The following is an 18001-nucleotide window of genomic DNA, read 5'->3' as shown; positions in this document are numbered from 1 at the left end:
CTTCCGATTTCTTTACAGTACGCCGTCGGCCTTGAGTTTCTCGACCAGTTCGGAAACGGAGCCGACCTTCACACCAGCCTTGCGGCCGCCTGGCTCTTCCGTCTTCAGGACCTTGAGACGCGGCGCAATATCGGCACCGAAATCAGCAGGCGACTTTTCGTCGAGCGGCTTCTTCTTGGCCTTCATGATGTTCGGCAGCGACGCATAGCGCGGCTGATTCAAACGAAGATCAACCGTGACAATCGCCGGAAGCTTCACGTCGATGGTCTGGAGACCGCCATCAACTTCACGCGTTACCTTGGCCGAACCGTCACCCAACTCCACCTTAGAAGCAAAGGTTGCCTGGCTCCAGTTGAGGAGCGCCGACAGCATCTGGCCGGTCTGGTTTGAATCGTCGTCGATTGCCTGCTTGCCGAGGAAGACGAGGTCCGGCTTTTCAGCATCGACCACGCCCTTCAGCACCTTGGCAACGCCGAGCGGTTCGACCGCTTCATCAACCTTGACCAGAATGGCACGATCAGCGCCCATGGCGAGCGCCGTGCGCAGCGTTTCCTGTGCCTGAGTCGGGCCAACTGAAACCGCAACGATTTCCGTCACCTTGCCCGCTTCCTTCAGTCGGATCGCTTCTTCAACTGCGATCTCGTCGAACGGGTTCATCGACATCTTGACGTTCGCAAGCTCAACGCCCGATCCGTCTCCCTTTACACGGATCTTAACGTTGTAATCGACAACCCGTTTCACTGCGACAAGGACTTTCATCCGCGATTACCTCTTCAATAACTCTTGCAGCAGGACTATGCCGCCGTGAACTCCCACCCGCATGTCAAAATCCGACATGAAAGCGGCACCGGCGCAACTTGGGTTATGGCGCAAATGCGCTGCCTATCCGCCGGGAACCGGCACGAAACCTAAAGACGGGTGACGTGCACGTCAATCAGGGTTGGGCCGCTATATCGATTAAAATCAATTTATCTTGACAAGAAGTCATTCCGAAACTGCGCAACCCGACGCCTCCTGTTTTCATGTCGTTTACAAGCCACACGCCATGCTTTAGGTAACGCCCCGTAATCCGGTCGCAGCCTACCCGGTCAAAACAAGGAACCCTGACTTATGAAAACGCTCGTCGTCTGCTCCGGCGGACTCGATTCCGTTTCGCTTGCTTACAGAATAGCATCCGAACACCAACTCGCCGCGCTTCTCTCCTTCGACTATGGCCAGCGCCACAAGAAGGAACTGGACTCGGCCAAAGCCTGCGCCGAAAGGCTGGGCGTCCGCCATCAGATCATTGATATCACCAACATCGGCGCAAGCCTGACCGGCTCGGCCTTGACCGACGATGTCGACGTTCCCGACGGACATTATGCCGAAGAAACGATGAAAATCACCGTCGTTCCGAACCGCAATGCGATCATGCTGGCAATCGCATTCGGCGTAGCGGCTGCGCAAAAAGCGAACGCCGTGGCACTTGCCGTCCATGGCGGCGATCATTTCATCTATCCGGACTGTCGCCCCGGCTTCATCGATGCTTTCCAGATCATGCAGAACCATGCATTAGACGGTTATGCGGATATAAAGCTGCTCGCACCTTATGTGCGCGCATCGAAAGCCGACATCGTTACCGATGGCGCAAGATACGGTACGCCCTTTGCGGCGACATGGTCCTGCTACAAGGGCGGCGAGCATCACTGCGGGCGCTGCGGCACCTGCGTCGAACGGCGCGAAGCTTTCCATCACGCCGGTATCGAAGACCCGACACTCTATGAGGATGCGGATTTCTGGCGCGATGCCGTTGCGCGGAGGAACGCTTGATGTTTCGCATCACCAAGGAGTTTCACTTTTCCGCATCGCATCAACTAACCGGGCTGCCGGAAGATCATCAATGTGCCCGCCTGCACGGCCACAACTATATTGTCGAGGTCGAGCTTTCGGCTCGTGATCTGGACCAGCACGGTTTTGTCCGGGATTATCACGAGCTGGCGCCGTTCAAGCGCTACATCGATGATTGTTTTGACCATCGCCATCTCAACGATGTTATGGGCCATGGCCAAACGACCGCCGAAACCCTCGCCCGGCATTTTTTTGAATGGTGCCACGCGCGCTGGCCGGAAATTTCCGCCGTGCGGGTCAGCGAAACGCCCAAGACATGGGCCGAGTACAGACGGTGATGTCGGAACAGAAACCGCCGCGAGACATCCGTATCGCAGAGATTTTCGGTCCGACGATACAGGGCGAAGGTGTGCTCATCGGTGAGCCGACGGTTTTCGTGCGAACCGGCGGCTGCGATTATCGCTGTGCCTGGTGCGACAGCCTCCATGCCGTTGAAAGCCGTTTTCGCCATGAGTGGAAAGCAATGAGCGTGGAGGCGCTTTGGGATGAAGTGACGGCACTTTCTCGAAACAAGCCGCTAACGGTGTCACTTTCTGGCGGCAACCCGGCCATCCAGCCGCTCGGACCCTTGATTGAACGCGGCAAGGCCGAGGGCTATCGCTTTGCACTGGAAACCCAAGGTTCCGTTGCGCGAGACTGGTTTTCCGCACTCGACACGCTGGTGCTTAGCCCCAAGCCTCCCTCAAGCGACATGAAGACAGATTTCGATGCATTCGCCGCGTGTGTCGAGGCTGCGGGCACGGCGTCGCGAACGGTGCTGAAATTCGTCATCTTCGACGATTCCGATTATGCCTTCGCCAAAGACATGGTCAGCCGGTACCCCGTTTTGCCGGTCTATCTCCAACCCGGTAATCACACACCGCCGCCGCCCGAGGCACATGATGCGGCAATCGATATTGACGGCATCATGCAGCGGATGGAATGGCTGGTGAAAAAGGTAATTGCAGATGGCTGGTATGATGCGCACGTCCTGCCCCAGCTTCACGTGCTGATCTGGGGCAACCGACGCGGCGTCTGATTATCTGTTTTGGCCGGGCACCCAGAGTACGTCCTGCGCGCCATTATCGTTGACGGTTCGCGATGCCACGAACAGGAAATCGGAAAGGCGGTTGATATATTGCAGAGCCTCCGCCGACACGACCTCCCCTTCGACGCGGGCAAGCGCAACCATCAATCGCTCGGCCCGGCGTGAGACAGTGCGAGCGAGGTGCAATGCAGCCGATGCTGCCGAACCACCGGGGAGAATGAACGAGCGCAGCGGTTGCAAATCGGCATTGAGGAGATCGATGTCGGCCTCCACGCGCGCGACCTGTGATGCGACAATGCGCAACGGTTCATAGGCAAGCGACTTACCATCATCCGGCGTCGACAGATCGGCACCAAGATCGAAAAGATCATTCTGGATACGGCCCAGCATGGCATCGATCTGCGCATGTGGATTATCTTCACCGCCGGTATAAATGCGCACCATGCCGATGCAGGCATTGGTTTCATCCACGGTACCATAGGCTTCGACACGCAGGTCCGACTTCAACCGACGTGGTCCGCTGGCAAGGCCGGTCGTTCCCTTGTCGCCTGTGCGGGTATAGATCTTGTTGAGCTTGACCATATTTACTGGCCGGTTTTCTGGCGGGCAAAATAGATAGCCCCGACGATCAGAACAATGGCAATGAATTGCAGGAGAACACGCAACTGCATCATTTTGTTTGAGAAATTGCCGTCACCGCCACGCATCATGTTGCGCAGACCGATGATCAGAACGACAGCCACAGCAAACATGGCCACCATTGCCGCGCCCTTGAACAGAACGTCCATTTTATTTCCTTCCCATGCGCACTGTTCCTGACCTCATGACTGGTCGGACAGCATCCGGTAGAGCCAGCGTGCAGGCATCAGGCGCCGCGCCAATGACCCAAGTTTTGCCGGTCTTGTCACCACATAATGCGGACGGGGACGCGGCGCCTCCAATGCATGAAGCAGTACAGCATAGACGGCTTCCGGTCCAAGCTTGTTCTTGGATTTTGTCCCGCCGCTTGTCAGTTTTGCCATCTGGCGCTGATAGAGCTCGCGATGCACCGAGGCTTCCATATCGATATTGGCTCTAGCATGGCTGGCGGCATTATAAGTAAAACGCGAAGCGATCGGGCCAGGTTCGATCAGCGACACGTCGATACCGGAGCCTTCCAGTTCCATGCGCTGGGCGAGCATCAGTCCTTCGAGCGCAAATTTTGACGCTACATAGGCACCGCGCCATTTCATCGGCACGAGACCGAGGATCGACGAGCAATGGACGATACGTCCATGTCCTTGCTGACGCATGACCGGAATCACGCGTCGGGTGAGATCATGCCAGCCGAAAAAATTGGCTTCGAACTGCTGGCGCAAGGCTTCGACCGGCAAGTCCTCAATCGCGCCGGGTTGAGCATAAGCACCATTGTTGAACAGGGCGTCGAGGGTCCCACCGGTCTGGCGCAGAACCTCATCGGCAAGGACCGCGATCGACTGCGACTCCGTGTAGTCAAGATAATGGGCTTCCATTCCCTTTGCCTTCAGTGTCGCAATATCCTCATCCTTGCGGGCGGTCGCAAAGACGCGCCAGCCACGTTTGTGAAGCGCCTCGGCACAATAGGCGCCGATACCGGAGGAGCAGCCGGTGATGATGATACTACGCTGTCGGTTCTGACCGGTTTTTGCCAGAGTCATATGTCTGCTTCCCGCTGCCATTTCGCCAAGCTTGCTTGATTCGGCTCCGGTTTAAAACGGCCCATGCTCTTGCAATCCGCAGACCGATACTAGATTTAAGGCCTTGAAACACAGGCTGAACGCGTACCGAACATCGAAAGTGCTTTAGGGGACAAATCTACGGATGCGAAAAATCAAACGTTTTCTCCGTCAGATCACCTACGACGTCATCGGTCATTTCAGTTCGGACGATGGTTGGGCTTTCGCCAGTCATATTGCGCTTTCCGGCCTGATGGCACTGTTTCCATTTCTCATCTTCGCCACGACGCTTGCGAGTTTTCTCGGCACCAAGGAATTCGCCGAAACGGCGGTCCACGTCATTTTCGATATGTGGCCATCGAACATTGCAGCCCCCATCGCCAATGAAGTGACCAATGTTCTGACAGTGCAACGCAGCGGACTTTTGACGTTGAGCGTGATTGCCGCCGCCTATTTTGCCTCCAACGGCGTGGAGGCGCTACGCATCGCGCTCAACCGCGCCTATCGCGTCACCGACCAGCGCTCGATCATTTTCTGCCGCCTTCAGAGCCTCGGCTTCGTTCTGGTCGGCACCCTCAGCCTGATGGCGATCAGCTTCCTGCTGGTACTGGCGCCGCTTGCCGTGCGCATCGCCGAACAATGGTTTCCCGACATCGCGCCGTTCACCGGCACCATCGCCTTTTGGCGTTATAGCGTGGCTGTGGCCGTTCTGGTGCTGGCACTGTTCACAGTGCATATCTGGCTTCCAGCCGGACGGCGCAGCCTCGGTGACATCCTGCCCGGCATATTGATCACGCTTCTCGCGTGGCTCGCCGCCGCGATGGCCTTTGCCAAATATCTGGAAACCTTCGCCACTTATGTGACGACCTATGCAGGTCTTGCCTCGATCATGGTTGCGATCGTCTTTCTCTACATGCTGTCGGCCATTTTCATCATCGGCGCAGAAATCAACGCTGCGATCATGAATTTCCGTAAACGCGAGCAGCAGCCGGATTTGCTCGTCGAATAATCAGCGCTTGATCGTGGTCAAGGCCACGCCAAGCGTGGTGATACCCATGCCGGAAATCTGGATCGGACCGAGCGTCTCGTCGAAAATCAGATAGGCCATGATCGCCGCAGTTCCCGGCACGAGATAGAACAGCGACGCGACTTTCGACATGGCGCCCTCACGAATCATCACCAGCAGAGCCAGAATGGCCCCAATGGAAATGGCGAGCGTCAGCCAGACCAGCGCAAAAATGAGCTGCGGCGACCAGATCATCACCCGGGTTTCGAACGCAAAGGCGCAAAGAGCGGTCAACGCAGCGGCGGCGATATATTGAACTGCCGTGCCCGTTTTCAGATCGCCGGTTGTTCCGAAACGTTTCTGCCAGACCGTGCCTGTACTGATGGCCAGAACTGCAAAGAACGCCGCTGCAAGGCTTTTCGGATCAACGCCGCTACCAGCCGAAAACTTCGGCCACACAACCATCGCAACACCGAGAAAGCCGATGAGCAATCCTGCCCACTGGCGTCCGCTTGCTCGCTCACCGAGAAGCATGGCGGCGATGAGCGTGGTGAGCATGGGTTGCAGGCCCGCGACAAGGCCCGACATGCCGGCTGGCAGGCCGTGATGAACGGCCCAGAACAGAGCGGAGAGATAAGCGCCATGGATCAGACACCCGGCGATTGCCGCATGAACCAGTACCGGTCCCTTCGGCCACACCGCCTTGCTTGCCAGCGCCCAGAGTGTCATGATGACCGCCGCGATGGAAAAACGCACCGCCATGAAGGTGAATGGTTCCGCATAAGGCATGGCAAGCCCCGCCCCGATGAAACCGGTGGCCCAAAGCAGGACAAACATGATGGGGAAGAAACGGGCAGCCATGGCGGAACTCTCACTTTCGCGGCTCGCCTTATACCGGTTCGCAACGAACGCCTATCTCATAAAACTGATCGCAGCGTTGAATTTGCCAAACAGGCGTCCGCATTTTATGAAGCGGCATGAACAATGAACCTGAAACAATCCGCATTCTCGTCGATGCCGATGCCTGCCCGGTAAAAGCCGAAATCTATCGCGTGGCGGAACGACATAATCTGCCTGTCGTGCTGGTGGCCAATAGTTTCATTGCCATCCCGCGCGATGCAGAACGCGTGGAGCGCGTTGTCGTATCGGATAAGCTCGATGCTGCCGATGACTGGATTGCCGATAATTCGCGACCGGGTGCAATCGTGGTTACCGCCGATATTCCCCTGGCCAGCCGTTCGCTCGAAAAAGGTGCCTCGGTCATCGCACCGAATGGTCGTATCCACACCCAAAGCACTATCGGCAATACGCTGGCGACACGTAATCTGATGGATTCGTTGCGTTCCGCAGGCGAAGTCACTCGTGGTCCCGCACCCTTTTCGCCGAAGGACCGCTCAGCGTTTCTCTCCGCGCTTGAACTTGCCATCGTCCGGCTGAAACGTGCCGGGTTCGTCTCAGGCTGACCGCATTGAGGCGGTGACAACACCCGCGCCGATCAGCAATGTCCCGCCAGCCCGATTGAAAATGCGCAACGCCTGTTCGCTTGAGAAGAAGCGGCGTGCGCGGGTCGCCAGAAGCGCATAGGCAAAGGCGTTGAGGAAAGCGAGCACGAGGAAGGTGCTTTCGAAAACCAGCATCTGGGTCAGAAAATCGCGATGCGGGCTAAGGAATTGCGGCAAAAACGCCACGAAGAAGGTAATGCTCTTTGGATTGAGCGCGGTTACCAGCCAAGCATGAACCAGCATTCTTGCGGGATGCACCTTGTCGTGCCGCGCGCTTGCATGAAGTGTCCCGCCAGCGCGAAACAATTTTATGCCGAGCCAGACCAGATAGGCCGCTCCGGCCCATTTGACAGCGGTGAACACGGTTGCTGACGCTGCCAGCAGCGCACCCACACCGAGCATGGAAAGCGTCATCGCCGTGAAGTCGCCAAGTGCAACACCGACCGCCATTGGGAAAGCCGCCTTCCACCCTTGTCCCAAGGCATATGAGACGACAAGCAGGACGGTCGGCCCCGGAATGACCAGGAGCACGATGGACGCGGCGGAAAATGCAAGCCAGACCTCAAGGCTCATGGGTAACTTCCTCTCTTGAAGGGAAAGCAAGCCACTGATTCTTGATTTTGTCGAGCGTTAAAGATTCTGTGCCGATTCGATGAGTTTCACGGCTTCCGGGCTATCCCACGGCGCCGGACCGTTCATGGCTGCAATCTGGCAACCTTCCTTGTCGACGAGCAGCGTCACTGGAAGGCCGAACGCCAGATTCTTGCGCTTCAATTCATTGAAACTCGACATGGAAGCGTCCCGATGCAGCGTCAGATTCTTGATGCCGATTTCGTTCAGGAAACCCTTGGGCTTGTCATCCGAGCCGGTATCGATGTTGATCGCAACCACCTCGAAATCGGCCCCGCCCTTCTCCGCCTCTAGCTTGTCGAGGGCTGGCATTTCCTCGCGGCATGGCGCGCACCATGTGGCCCAGAGGTTGACCAGCAGCGTCTTGCCCTTGAAATCGCCGAGCGTCATCTGCTTGCCGTCCGGGCCTGTAAAGGCGATATGCGAGACGGAAATCGGCTTTTCGGCGGCGCGCATCGCGGCCACGCCACCGGTCGCAGCCGCGTCGAGAGCCTTTAGAGATTCCGCCTTGAGGGCACATTGGGCTGACGATTCGTCATTTTCGGCTGAAACATTCTGGGCTACCACATTGCCAGAGGGGCGCTCCATCACGTATACCGCCCCGATACCGGCAATGACACCGGCAAGGGCTGCAAGAAGGACGATCTTGCGATTTCCCGATTTCGCCTTTTCGCTGTCTTCTGCCATGTCGCGTCACTTCTTTCCATTATCCGGCCAAATCGTCACTCGGGGCATATGAGCATGAGCGAACAAAAATCAAGCAATCAGATGTGGGGCGGCCGTTTTGCCTCAGGACCCGATGCGATCATGGAAGAGATCAATGCATCGATCGGCTTTGACCGCAAGCTCTATGCGCAGGATATTCAGGGCTCGCTCGCCCATGCAGCCATGCTTGCAAAGACGGGCATCATTGCGGCAGAAGATCATGAGAAGATTGAGAACGGTCTGAAAGCCATCCTCAAGGAGATCGAGGACGGCAAGTTCACCTTTTCCCGCAAGCTCGAAGACATTCACATGAACATCGAGGCAAGGCTGGCCGATCTGATCGGACCGTCCGCCGGACGCCTGCACACGGCCCGTTCGCGCAACGACCAGGTGGCCGTCGATTTCCGTCTCTGGGTCAAGCAGGAGATGGAAAAGACCGCGATTGCCCTGAAAAATCTGATCGAAGCCTTTCTGGAGCGCGCCGAAGAACATGCCGCGACCGTGATGCCGGGCTTTACGCATCTACAGACCGCGCAGCCTGTCACCTTCGGTCATCACTGCATGGCCTATGTGGAAATGTTCGGCCGCGATCTGTCCCGTGTACGCGATGCCATCGAACGCATGGATGAATCGCCTTTGGGTGCTGCAGCCCTTGCCGGCACCGGCTTCCCGATCGACCGCCACATGACGGCAAAGACGCTTGGTTTCCGCGAACCGACTCGCAATTCGCTCGACAGCGTTTCAGACCGTGATTATGCGCTGGAATTCCTGTCGCTCGCAGCCATCTGCGCCGGTCATCTCTCGCGCCTCGCCGAAGAAATCGTCATCTGGTCGACGCCGCAGTTCAACTTCGTGCGCCTTTCCGATGCCTTCTCCACCGGCTCGTCGATCATGCCGCAGAAGAAGAACCCGGATGCCGCCGAGCTGGTTCGTGCCAAGACGGGCCGCATCAACGGTTCGCTGGTCGCCCTTCTGACCATCATGAAGGGTCTGCCGCTCGCCTATTCCAAGGACATGCAGGAAGACAAGGAACAGGTCTTCGACACCGCTGAAAATCTGGAACTGGCGATCGCCGCCATGGCTGGCATGGTGCGCGACCTGACCATCAATGTGGCATCGATGAAGAAGGCGGCCGGTTCCGGCTACTCCACGGCGACCGATCTCGCCGACTGGCTGGTGCGCGAACTGGGACTGCCTTTCCGTGAAGCCCATCACGTCACCGGTCGGGCCGTCGCTCTGGCAGAAAGCCGCAAGGTCGATCTGGCAAAGCTTTCACTTGAGGAACTGCAATCGATACATCCGGGCATCACGGATGCGATATTCGGCTATCTGACGGTCGAGAAATCAGTGAAGAGCCGTCAGTCCTTCGGTGGTACAGCCCCGCAGGAAGTGCGCCGCCAGATCCGTTACTGGAAAAAGCGGATCGCAAAAGCCTGATGGCCAATCAACATGATGTCATGTGGAATCATCTTTCCAACTGATGATTCCACTTTCTGGCATTATGGGTTAGACCTATCGCAAGATCATATGTTTCAGGAACCAAAGCTGATGACAGGCCGCTCCGCCATTTCTTCTGTGCTTCTGATCGCCGCGCTCGCGGCCACGCTCGCTGCTTGCGGTCGCAAGGGCCCGTTGGAGCCGCCGCCATCCGCCGTCGTGACGGACGAACAGGGCCACACCAAGCCGAAACCGAAGGAAGACAAGCCGATCATCCTCGACAAGCTGTTGTAAGTTTCTGCTGCAGGGCCGTCCCGTGAACCATTTCGAATATCGCAACGGCGTTCTTCACGCCGAAAATGTCAGCCTGCCTGAAATCGCTCAGGCCGTCGGCACACCTTTCTACGTTTATTCCCGCGCAACCATCGAGCGCCATTTCCGAGTGTTCAGCGAAGCCTTCGCCGGCATGGAAACACTCATCACCTATGCGCTGAAGGCCAACTCCAACCTCGCAGTGCTGAAAACGCTGGCTAAGCTTGGCGCCGGTGCCGACACCGTTTCGGAAGGCGAGATTCGCCGGGCGCTTGCTGCAGGTATCCCAGCCAACAAGATTGTCTTTTCGGGCGTCGGCAAGACACCGCACGAAATGGATTTTGCGCTGGAAGCAGGCATCTACTGCTTCAATGTTGAATCCGAGCCGGAACTGGAAATTCTATCCGCTCGTGCCGTCAAGGCGGGCAAGGTCGCATCCGTGTCACTGCGCATCAATCCCGATGTGGACGCCAAGACGCATGCCAAGATTTCGACCGGAAAATCCGAAAACAAGTTTGGCATTCCACGTGTCAAGGCGCGCGAGGCTTATGCCCGCGCGGCAAGCCTGCCTGGTCTCGACGTGGTCGGTATCGATATGCATATCGGTAGCCAGATCATCGACCTCGAGCCATTCGACAATGCCTTTGCCCTGATGGCGCAACTGGTCAAGGAACTGCAGGCCGATGGCCACAACATCCGCCACGTCGATGTCGGTGGCGGGCTCGGCATTCCTTACCGCACCGACAACACGCCGCCGCCGCTACCCGTCGCCTACGCGGAAATCGTCGCCAAGCACATCAAGCCGCTCGGCTTGAAGACCGTGTTCGAGCCGGGCCGCCTGATCGTCGGCAATGCCGGACTTCTGGTAACGGAAGTGATCTTCGTCAAGGAAGGCGACGCCAAGAACTTCGTCATCGTGGATGCGGCGATGAACGACTTGATTCGCCCGACGCTTTACGATGCGTTCCACGACATCAAGCCAGTAGTCGCGCCAAGGGATGATGCGCCGCGCATCCGTGCCGATTTTGTCGGCCCGGTCTGCGAAACCGGCGATTATCTCGGGCTCGACCGGGAAGTGGCAAAACCTGCTTCGGGGGACCTTATCGCCGTCTGCACAACGGGCGCGTATGGTGCAGTGCTGTCCAGTACCTATAATAGCCGCCTGCTCATTCCCGAAGTACTGGTCGACGGCGACCGTTATCATGTCGTGCGCCCGCGCCTTACCTACGAAGAACTGCTCGCGCTCGATTGCGTGCCGGAGTGGTTATAATTCTCGTGGTCCATAATTCTCATGGCAAAGCCTCGTCTTTGCCATGATGCATGTTATCCTGTCAGCCGAACCGAAATCGGCTGACGTGAAAGACTATACCCTATGACTGCCCCAAAGGCGGCCCGACAGACAGATAGAAGCAACGACAGGAACAACCTGCCGCGTCGCGCGCGGGATGCTTTTCTACGGCTGTTTTCAGGTGAAGGCGCTGGCCTGCGCCGTTTGCGTCTGCGCGCCTTTTTCTCGATCAGTTTCGAGCGGTTCTGGCCACTCGTTCTGCCGCTGATCCTTCTCATCGGCCTGTTTGCCAGCCTAAGCTGGTTCGGCCTTTTCGGTATGATGCCGCGATGGCTGCATATCGCCGTTCTGACGCTCTTCACCCTTGCAGGTCTTATTGCGCTTTACCTGCCGTTCCGGTTTCGACCGCCGGCGGAAAGTGACATCACGAACCGTATTGAGGCAATCAACGGTCTCGTTCACGAGCCGCTCGCAGTGCAGACAGGCCATATGGCGACCGGTGAACATGATCCCTTCGCCATCGCCTTGTGGCAGGAACACCAGCGCCGCATGGCAGACCAGCTCAGGAACCTGCAATCCGGTTTGCCTCATACACGCGTCCCCGAGCATGACCCCCTTGGCATTCGTGCAGTGGTCGCCCTGCTCTTCGTGACCGCCTTTGCCTATAGCCTCAGCCCCAACAGCGGTCGTATTGCCGATGCCTTTCATATCCATCCGGGCGACGGCAGCGCCGTTGCCCGCATCGATGCCTGGGTAACGCCGCCGCGCTATACCGGTCGCGCTCCGGTCTTCCTGACCGCCACGAATGACAGTGAACAGGCCGCAATCAATGTTCCGCAAGGCAGCATTCTCTCGGTCCGTGTGATCGGTGGCGGTTCTGAACGCCTGACTGCGACCGATGCGAAGGGCGAGCGCCGCGACGTGCAGCCGGTAAGCGCAAAGGAAGACCAAAAGGAGCCTGCAGAGCAGGCCGTTGTCGATGGAAGCCGGAATTTCCGTTACGATTTGCAGCAGGACGAGACATTGGCGCTTTCGGGGGCGCTTTCCGGCACCGATGCTCGCTGGAAATTTGCCGTCACGCCAGACAATTCGCCGACGATCCGCTTCACAAAGGAACCGGGGCATGCGCTGAACGGCACATTGCAGCTTTCCTATCAAATTGATGACGACTATGCGCCGGTGAAGGCCGAAGGTCAGATCGTTTCGCTCAACAATGATGAGGACGAGGAAGCCGCACCGCTTTACGATGCACCGGAACTGCCACTTACATTGCCGCGACGCGGCGTTAAGGATGCCACGACATCGAAGGACCTGACCGAACACCCATGGGCAGGCGAGAAAGTTGCGCTTACGCTCGTCGTCACGGATGCGGCAGGACAAACGGGGCGCAGCGAAACCAAGATCATCACCTTGCCCGAGCGCCCTTTCGGCAATCCGCTTGCCCGTGCCGTCGCTGAACAACGCCGTATTCTGGCGCTCGATGCCACGCAGCGCGATCATGTTCTCGACATGCTGTCGGCAATCATGCTGCGCCCCGAAGAAACGATCAAGAACGCGGCCCATTATCTGGGACTGGTCACGATCCGTACGCGTCTTGGGGTCGCCAACAGCGATGACGCCCTGCGCGACGCGGTCGACTATATGTGGCAGGTTGCACTTGGTATCGAGGACGGAAACCTGTCCGCAGCCGAAAAGCGCCTGCGGCAGGCACAAGAAGCGCTGAAAAACGCTCTTCAGAGCGGCGCCTCACAAGAGGAAATCGAAAAGCTGTCGGCTGAACTGCGCAAGGCGATGCAGGATTTTCTGCGGGAGTTCGCCCAACGCCAGCAGCAAAATCCGAATGCACGTCGCGCCGCGCCAGATCCTAATGCCCGGATGCTAACGGAAAAAGACCTCCAGCGCATGATGGACCAGATTGAAAATCTGGCGCGCCAGGGCTCGCGCGATCAGGCGCAAGAATTGCTGTCGCAATTGCAGAATCTAATGAACAATCTGCAGATGGGACAGGCGCAGCCGGGACAGCAAGGCCAGGGACAAGGTCAACAGGGCCAACAGGGCCAGATGCAGCAGCAGATGAACAAGCTTGGCGAGCTGATGCAACGCCAGCAGCAAACGATGAATGAGACCTTCGATCTCGATCAGAAAATGCAGCGCCAGTTCGGCGGCAATGAAGGTGAAGGCGAATTCGGCGATAACATGTTCCCCGGCGATGACGGCTCCATGGGCGGCGGGCAGCCGGGCGGGGAAGCCGAAAACGGCCAAAGCGGGAACGGTCAGGACGATAAAGGTGACATTCCGCCCGATATGGCGGAAGCCATGCGCAAGCTGCAGCAGAAACAGAAGGATCTCCAGTCCGATCTGCAAAAGCTGATGGACGATCTGAAAGGCATGGGCATCGAACCCGGCAAGGATTTTTCGGACGCCGGAAAATCAATGGGCAACGCCACGGATGCGCTCGGTCGCAGCGAAGGCGCGGAAGCGAGCGACCAGCAGGGCAATGCGCTCGATGCGTTGCGGCGCGGCGGACGCGACATGATGCAGAAAATGCAGCAGGCCATGGGCCAGCAAGGCCAGGGCCAGAATGGCGCGAATGGCAGTCGCGGAAAGGACCCGCTCGGGCGCCAGCAGGGCACCGGGGACAGCGGCCTCAACGATGATGTCAAGATTCCGGGTGAAATCGATATTCAGCGCGCGCGTGAAATTCTCGATGAAATCCGCCGCAAGCTTGGCAATGCACTGACGCCGCAGATGGAAAAGGAATATCTGCAGCGCCTGTTGAAGTTCGATTGAGCCGATAGGCCGCTACCGAGCAGCCTTATTCCATCACACGGCCGACGAAGGGCAACTGGCGGAAGGCGTGCCCGACATCCATGCCATAACCGACAACAAAATAGTCCGGGCATTCGAAGGCCACGAAATCAGCATCGAGATCGACTTTGCGACGTACGCTCTTGTCGAGAAGAACAGCAATGCTGACGCTCCGCGCCCCGCGTTCCAGCATGAGTTCGCGAACGAACTTCAGCGTCTTGCCGGATTCCAGAATATCGTCGATCAGCAGCACATCACGGTCGTGCACGTCGCTATCTATATCGCGCAACAGGCGAACTTCCGTACTGGTCGTACCCTTGCCGTAGCTCGACACGGTGATGAATTCGACATCGGGCTCTACGCCTGCATCATGCATCGCACGAATGAGATCGGCCGCAAAAATGAAGGAACCTTTCAGGATCGAAATCGTCAGCAGATTGTGGAACTTGCGTTCAGCAATGGCCTTGGCGAGATCGAGATTGCGACCGGCAATCTCGTCCGGACTAAAGAGAACTTCGATTGTCTTGCCACCGACTTCGGGCATCTGCTGCTTCTCCTGATCGTTCGCTTTCGCGCAGACTTGGCGCGCATCAAAGGCGCCGGAAAGGCACGCTCTATAGCATGGTTTGAGGAAATTGCACCCCACCAGATGAAGATGCTCAGGCTTCTCCATTTCCCAGCGTCGAGATTTCATATAGCGTGACTGTCATGCATCCGGACATCATTGAACTGCGATCATTTTACGACACCACGCTGGGCCATCTCGCGGAGCGTGCCATTCGCATGGCACTTGCGGGGCTGTGGGGGCACGTGCCGGGAGAGCGGCTTGTCGGCATGGGCTACAGCTTGCCCTATCTCGACCGTTTCAGTGCCGATACCGAGCGCACATTCGCGTTCATGCCGGCAGGTCAGGGAGCCGTTGCTTGGCCTTCGGTTGAGAAAACGGCCACAGCTCTCGTCTTCGATGAGGAACTGCCGCTACCCGATTCCTCGATTGATCGCGTGCTTATGGTCCATGCGCTGGAATATGCAGAAAACCCGACGGAAACGCTGAAGGAGATGTGGCGCGTCCTCGCCCCCAATGGGCGGCTCGTTATCGTGGTGCCAAACCGCCGCGGCGTTTGGGCCCGCTTTGAACATACACCTTTCGGCAGCGGGCGGCCTTATAGCCGGACGCAGCTAACAACCCTATTGCGTGAGGCGAATTTCACCGTCAACACGGTGAGCGACGCCCTGCATTTTCCACCCGCCACACGCCGATGGTTGATGCGGCCTTGTCTCGCACTGGAAGGAATGGGGCGGCGGCTGTGGCCGGTCTTTTCAGGCGTTCTGGTAGTCGAGGCGCAGAAACGGCTCTATCAGGGATTGCCTGTCGCTCAACGCTCGTCACGTCGCGTCTTCGTTCCGGTTCTCGCACCGCAAGGAACACCCGTCGGTGGATTGCGGAAAACACCGGCACAGATCAGCCGGACAGAGAGAAAAAGCTAGGGCATTTGCGCATCATGGCCCGCGAAAACGTACAGTTGCTGCGGTCGGCACGTACTATCGAACAAGGTTTTTCTCGACTTGGACGCAATGGCGGGATATGCCGCCATCGTACAATTAACATTGACCTTTTTGGCGGAGCCAAAATCATGACCGATACGCAGAACCTTACCCGTCCCCAGCCCAAGGCAGGCCTGCTCGACATCGCGGCCTACGTACCCGGCAAGGAACACGTGGAAGGCGTTGCCAAGGTCTATAAACTCTCCTCCAACGAAACGCCGGTAGGCCCAAGCCCGCATGCGGTCGAAGCTTATCGACACGCAGGCGAAAAACTGGAGCTTTATCCCGATGGACAGGCGCTGGCGCTGCGCGAGGCGATTGCCGAAACGCAGGGGCTCAACATGGCCAATATCCTGTGCGGCAACGGCTCCGACGAATTGCTCGGCCTGATCTGCCAGACCTATCTTGCTCCAAGCGACGAAGCCATCATCACCGAACATGGTTTTGCCGTTTACAAGATCCAGACGCTGGGTGCAGGCGCGACGCCGATAACGGTCAAGGAGAAGCACGAGCGTATCGACGTGGACGCCATTCTGGCTGGCCTGTCGCCGCGCACGAAAATCGTCTTCATCGCCAATCCAGCCAACCCGACCGGAACCTATCTGCCTTTCGAGGAAGTTCGTCGCCTTCATGCCGGACTGCCCAAGCACGTGCTTCTGGTTCTCGATGCGGCTTATGCCGAATATGTCCGTCGCAACGACTATGAATCAGGCCTCGAGCTCGTTTCATCCAACGAGAACGTCGTCATGACGCGCACCTTCTCGAAAATCCACGGGCTGCCTGGCCTGCGTATCGGCTGGATGTATGCGCCGCTGCACGTGGTTGATGCCGTCAATCGCATTCGCGGACCGTTCAACATGAATTCAGCCGCCATTGCCGCCGGTGCCGCGGCCATACGCGACCGCGCCCATGTTGAAAAGTCGATCACCTATAATGACAAATGGCTTGGCTGGCTGACCGAAGAGTTCACCAAGCTCGGTCTTCGGGTAACGCCTTCGGTCACGAATTTCCTGCTGATCCATTTTCCGGACGATGCCGTGCATTCGGCGGACAAGGCTGACGAATGGCTTTCCAGACGCGGCTACATTCTGCGTCGTGTCGGCGGTTACGGTTTTCCCAATGCGTTGCGCATGACGGTCGGACCGGAAGAAGCCAATCGCGGCGTAGTCGCCGCCCTGACCGAATTTTTGAAGTAGAACAATGTCTACGGTCCATTTCAACAAGATCGCCCTGATCGGCATCGGCCTTATCGGTTCATCGCTGGCCCGCGTCATTCGACGTGAAAAGCTCGCAGATCACATCGCTATTGCCACACGCAGCAGTGAAACACTGAAGCGCGCCGAAGAACTGGGGCTCGGTAACAGCTACACAACCGACAGCACTGAGGCCGTCAAAAACGCCGATCTGGTCATCGTGTCTGTTCCGGTCGGCTCCTCTGGAACAGTGGCAAGCCAGATCGCGGCAAACCTCAAGCCTGGCGCTATCGTCACCGATGTCGGCTCCACCAAGGCTTCCGTGATCGCGCAGATGCAGCCGGAGCTGCCGGGCAACGTGCATTTCATTCCCGGCCACCCATTGGCAGGTACTGAATATTCCGGCCCCGATGCCGGCTTCGCGGAGCTCTTCACCAATCGCTGGTGCATCCTGACACCCCTGCCCGATACGGATGAAGCAGCACTGGAAAAGCTGAGCGACTTCTGGCTCGCCTGCGGCTCGCGGCTCGATCGCATGGACCCGCAGCACCACGATCTGGTACTTGCCATCGTCTCGCATCTGCCGCACATCATCGCCTACAACATCGTCGGCACGGCAAGCGATCTGGAACAGGTGACCAAATCGGAAGTCATCAAATATTCCGCTTCCGGTTTCCGCGACTTCACGCGCCTTGCCGCATCCGATCCGACGATGTGGCGCGACGTCTGCCTGCACAACAAGGATGCCATTCTCGAAATGCTCGGGCGCTTTTCGGAAGACCTCGCCTCGCTGCAGCGCTCGATACGCTGGGGTGACGGTGACGCACTGTTCGATCTTTTCACGCGCACACGCGCTGTCCGCCGTGGCATCATTGATGCAGGTCAGGAAGTGGACGCTCCGGACTTCGGCCGTCAGGCCGCGACGCGCACGAGCGAAAAGAAGTAGGGAACGATAGGGCAGCATGCA

General features: G+C 57.8%; 20 protein-coding genes. 12 read left to right on the top strand and 8 right to left on the bottom strand.

What is annotated here, in order from left to right:
- Nucleotides 1-12: 12 nt before the first annotated feature.
- Nucleotides 13-759, bottom strand: coding sequence for an electron transfer flavoprotein subunit beta/FixA family protein (locus tag ACYSN1_RS08480; protein ID WP_461725208.1), 747 nt, complete (start codon nucleotides 757-759; stop codon nucleotides 13-15).
- A 351-nt stretch (nucleotides 760-1110) separates the two neighbouring features.
- On the opposite strand from ACYSN1_RS08480, the gene queC reads away from it, so the two are divergent.
- The 3 genes from queC to queE are packed head-to-tail and all read left to right on the top strand — an operon-like array spanning nucleotide 1111 to nucleotide 2905.
- Nucleotides 1111-1809, top strand: coding sequence for a 7-cyano-7-deazaguanine synthase QueC (queC, locus tag ACYSN1_RS08475; RefSeq protein WP_461725207.1), 699 nt, complete (start codon nucleotides 1111-1113; stop codon nucleotides 1807-1809).
- Nucleotides 1809-2165 carry a 6-carboxytetrahydropterin synthase QueD gene (queD, locus tag ACYSN1_RS08470; RefSeq protein ID WP_461725206.1) on the top strand — a complete coding sequence of 119 codons (357 nt, stop codon included), beginning with the start codon at nucleotides 1809-1811 and terminating at the stop codon, nucleotides 2163-2165. The genes queC and queD overlap by 1 nt, the downstream gene beginning before the upstream one ends.
- Nucleotides 2144-2905 (top strand): 7-carboxy-7-deazaguanine synthase QueE, encoded by a 762-nt coding sequence (gene queE, locus ACYSN1_RS08465; RefSeq protein WP_461725205.1) that lies wholly within the window; start codon nucleotides 2144-2146, stop codon nucleotides 2903-2905. The genes queD and queE overlap by 22 nt, the downstream gene beginning before the upstream one ends.
- Here the strand turns inward: queE and ACYSN1_RS08460 are convergent, their stop codons facing one another.
- From ACYSN1_RS08460 to ACYSN1_RS08450, 3 genes are read right to left on the bottom strand one after another with little or no spacing between them, the layout of a single operon-like run.
- On the bottom strand, nucleotides 2906-3496 hold the full coding sequence (locus ACYSN1_RS08460) for a cob(I)yrinic acid a,c-diamide adenosyltransferase (protein ID WP_461725204.1): 591 nt from the start codon (nucleotides 3494-3496) through the stop codon (nucleotides 2906-2908). It lies immediately after the preceding gene.
- Nucleotides 3497-3498: 2 nt separating this feature from the next.
- Complete coding sequence (locus ACYSN1_RS08455) at nucleotides 3499-3702, bottom strand: twin transmembrane helix small protein (RefSeq protein ID WP_140020395.1); 204 nt, start codon at nucleotides 3700-3702, stop codon at nucleotides 3499-3501.
- Between the two features lie 33 nt (nucleotides 3703-3735).
- A complete protein-coding gene (locus tag ACYSN1_RS08450) occupies nucleotides 3736-4590 on the bottom strand; it encodes an SDR family oxidoreductase (RefSeq protein WP_461725203.1) in 855 nt (284 codons plus the stop codon).
- A gap of 163 nt (nucleotides 4591-4753) precedes the next feature.
- On the opposite strand from ACYSN1_RS08450, the gene ACYSN1_RS08445 reads away from it, so the two are divergent.
- Entirely contained in the window at nucleotides 4754-5617 is an 864-nt protein-coding gene (locus ACYSN1_RS08445; protein WP_140020397.1) for a YihY/virulence factor BrkB family protein, read from the top strand.
- Here ACYSN1_RS08445 and ACYSN1_RS08440 read toward each other — a convergent pair whose 3' ends face one another.
- Nucleotides 5618-6475: a DMT family transporter gene (locus ACYSN1_RS08440; protein WP_461725202.1), complete on the bottom strand. Its 858-nt coding sequence runs from the start codon at nucleotides 6473-6475 to the stop codon at nucleotides 5618-5620. It lies immediately after the preceding gene.
- Between the two features lie 116 nt (nucleotides 6476-6591).
- Here ACYSN1_RS08440 and ACYSN1_RS08435 point away from each other — a divergent pair, with 116 nt between their 5' ends.
- Complete coding sequence (locus tag ACYSN1_RS08435; protein ID WP_461725201.1) at nucleotides 6592-7077, top strand: YaiI/YqxD family protein; 486 nt, start codon at nucleotides 6592-6594, stop codon at nucleotides 7075-7077.
- On the opposite strand, the gene ACYSN1_RS08430 is transcribed toward ACYSN1_RS08435, so the two are convergent.
- Nucleotides 7069-7689: a LysE family translocator gene (locus ACYSN1_RS08430; protein WP_461725200.1), complete on the bottom strand. Its 621-nt coding sequence runs from the start codon at nucleotides 7687-7689 to the stop codon at nucleotides 7069-7071. The two genes, ACYSN1_RS08435 and ACYSN1_RS08430, sit on opposite strands and share 9 nt — an antisense overlap.
- A gap of 57 nt (nucleotides 7690-7746) precedes the next feature.
- Nucleotides 7747-8433, bottom strand: a complete 687-nt coding sequence (gene tlpA / locus ACYSN1_RS08425; RefSeq protein ID WP_461725199.1) for a thiol:disulfide interchange protein TlpA — start codon at nucleotides 8431-8433, stop codon at nucleotides 7747-7749.
- 54 nt (nucleotides 8434-8487) lie between these two features.
- On the opposite strand from tlpA, the gene argH reads away from it, so the two are divergent.
- The 4 genes from argH (at nucleotide 8488) to ACYSN1_RS08405 (ending at nucleotide 14278) form a co-directional block, all read left to right on the top strand.
- Entirely contained in the window at nucleotides 8488-9888 is a 1401-nt protein-coding gene (argH, locus tag ACYSN1_RS08420; protein WP_461725198.1) for an argininosuccinate lyase, read from the top strand.
- Between the two features lie 111 nt (nucleotides 9889-9999).
- Complete coding sequence (lptM, locus tag ACYSN1_RS08415) at nucleotides 10000-10182, top strand: LPS translocon maturation chaperone LptM (RefSeq protein WP_006467922.1); 183 nt, start codon at nucleotides 10000-10002, stop codon at nucleotides 10180-10182.
- Between the two features lie 22 nt (nucleotides 10183-10204).
- A complete protein-coding gene (gene lysA, locus ACYSN1_RS08410) occupies nucleotides 10205-11470 on the top strand; it encodes a diaminopimelate decarboxylase (protein ID WP_461725197.1) in 1266 nt (421 codons plus the stop codon).
- Nucleotides 11471-11572: 102 nt separating this feature from the next.
- Nucleotides 11573-14278: a TIGR02302 family protein gene (locus tag ACYSN1_RS08405; RefSeq protein WP_461725196.1), complete on the top strand. Its 2706-nt coding sequence runs from the start codon at nucleotides 11573-11575 to the stop codon at nucleotides 14276-14278.
- Nucleotides 14279-14303: 25 nt separating this feature from the next.
- Here the strand turns inward: ACYSN1_RS08405 and hpt are convergent, their stop codons facing one another.
- Entirely contained in the window at nucleotides 14304-14840 is a 537-nt protein-coding gene (gene hpt / locus ACYSN1_RS08400) for a hypoxanthine phosphoribosyltransferase (RefSeq protein WP_461725195.1), read from the bottom strand.
- A gap of 164 nt (nucleotides 14841-15004) precedes the next feature.
- Here hpt and ACYSN1_RS08395 point away from each other — a divergent pair, with 164 nt between their 5' ends.
- The 3 genes from ACYSN1_RS08395 (at nucleotide 15005) to ACYSN1_RS08385 (ending at nucleotide 17980) form a co-directional block, all read left to right on the top strand.
- Nucleotides 15005-15784, top strand: coding sequence for a class I SAM-dependent methyltransferase (locus ACYSN1_RS08395; protein ID WP_461725304.1), 780 nt, complete (start codon nucleotides 15005-15007; stop codon nucleotides 15782-15784).
- A 146-nt stretch (nucleotides 15785-15930) separates the two neighbouring features.
- Nucleotides 15931-17037: a histidinol-phosphate transaminase gene (gene hisC / locus ACYSN1_RS08390; protein ID WP_461725194.1), complete on the top strand. Its 1107-nt coding sequence runs from the start codon at nucleotides 15931-15933 to the stop codon at nucleotides 17035-17037.
- 4 nt (nucleotides 17038-17041) lie between these two features.
- Nucleotides 17042-17980 (top strand): prephenate/arogenate dehydrogenase family protein, encoded by a 939-nt coding sequence (locus ACYSN1_RS08385; RefSeq protein WP_461725193.1) that lies wholly within the window; start codon nucleotides 17042-17044, stop codon nucleotides 17978-17980.
- Nucleotides 17981-18001 lie beyond the last annotated feature (21 nt).

It is taken from the genome of Brucella sp. LJL56 (genome assembly GCF_054871705.1).
The sequence above is the reverse complement of the archived record's forward strand: the minus strand, read 5'-3'. Positions and strand labels throughout refer to the sequence as shown.

Bases quoted from the DNA above. Each gene is read 5' to 3' on its own strand.
- argH (WP_461725198.1), top strand. From the start codon at position 8,488: ATGAGCGAACAAAAATCAAGCAATCAGATGTGGGGCGGCCGTTTTGCC.
- hisC (WP_461725194.1), top strand. From the start codon at position 15,931: ATGACCGATACGCAGAACCTTACCCGTCCCCAGCCCAAGGCAGGCCTG.
- ACYSN1_RS08445 (WP_140020397.1), top strand. From the start codon at position 4,754: ATGCGAAAAATCAAACGTTTTCTCCGTCAGATCACCTACGACGTCATC.
- ACYSN1_RS08455 (WP_140020395.1), bottom strand. From the start codon at position 3,702: ATGGACGTTCTGTTCAAGGGCGCGGCAATGGTGGCCATGTTTGCTGTG.
- ACYSN1_RS08435 (WP_461725201.1), top strand. From the start codon at position 6,592: ATGAACAATGAACCTGAAACAATCCGCATTCTCGTCGATGCCGATGCC.
- ACYSN1_RS08405 (WP_461725196.1), top strand. From the start codon at position 11,573: ATGACTGCCCCAAAGGCGGCCCGACAGACAGATAGAAGCAACGACAGG.
- queD (WP_461725206.1), top strand. From the start codon at position 1,809: ATGTTTCGCATCACCAAGGAGTTTCACTTTTCCGCATCGCATCAACTA.
- ACYSN1_RS08450 (WP_461725203.1), bottom strand. From the start codon at position 4,590: ATGACTCTGGCAAAAACCGGTCAGAACCGACAGCGTAGTATCATCATC.
- tlpA (WP_461725199.1), bottom strand. From the start codon at position 8,433: ATGGCAGAAGACAGCGAAAAGGCGAAATCGGGAAATCGCAAGATCGTC.
- hpt (WP_461725195.1), bottom strand. From the start codon at position 14,840: ATGCCCGAAGTCGGTGGCAAGACAATCGAAGTTCTCTTTAGTCCGGAC.
- ACYSN1_RS08460 (WP_461725204.1), bottom strand. From the start codon at position 3,496: ATGGTCAAGCTCAACAAGATCTATACCCGCACAGGCGACAAGGGAACG.
- ACYSN1_RS08480 (WP_461725208.1), bottom strand. From the start codon at position 759: ATGAAAGTCCTTGTCGCAGTGAAACGGGTTGTCGATTACAACGTTAAG.
- queC (WP_461725207.1), top strand. From the start codon at position 1,111: ATGAAAACGCTCGTCGTCTGCTCCGGCGGACTCGATTCCGTTTCGCTT.
- ACYSN1_RS08385 (WP_461725193.1), top strand. From the start codon at position 17,042: ATGTCTACGGTCCATTTCAACAAGATCGCCCTGATCGGCATCGGCCTT.
- queE (WP_461725205.1), top strand. From the start codon at position 2,144: ATGGGCCGAGTACAGACGGTGATGTCGGAACAGAAACCGCCGCGAGAC.
- ACYSN1_RS08430 (WP_461725200.1), bottom strand. From the start codon at position 7,689: ATGAGCCTTGAGGTCTGGCTTGCATTTTCCGCCGCGTCCATCGTGCTC.
- ACYSN1_RS08395 (WP_461725304.1), top strand. From the start codon at position 15,005: ATGCATCCGGACATCATTGAACTGCGATCATTTTACGACACCACGCTG.
- ACYSN1_RS08440 (WP_461725202.1), bottom strand. From the start codon at position 6,475: ATGGCTGCCCGTTTCTTCCCCATCATGTTTGTCCTGCTTTGGGCCACC.
- lptM (WP_006467922.1), top strand. From the start codon at position 10,000: ATGACAGGCCGCTCCGCCATTTCTTCTGTGCTTCTGATCGCCGCGCTC.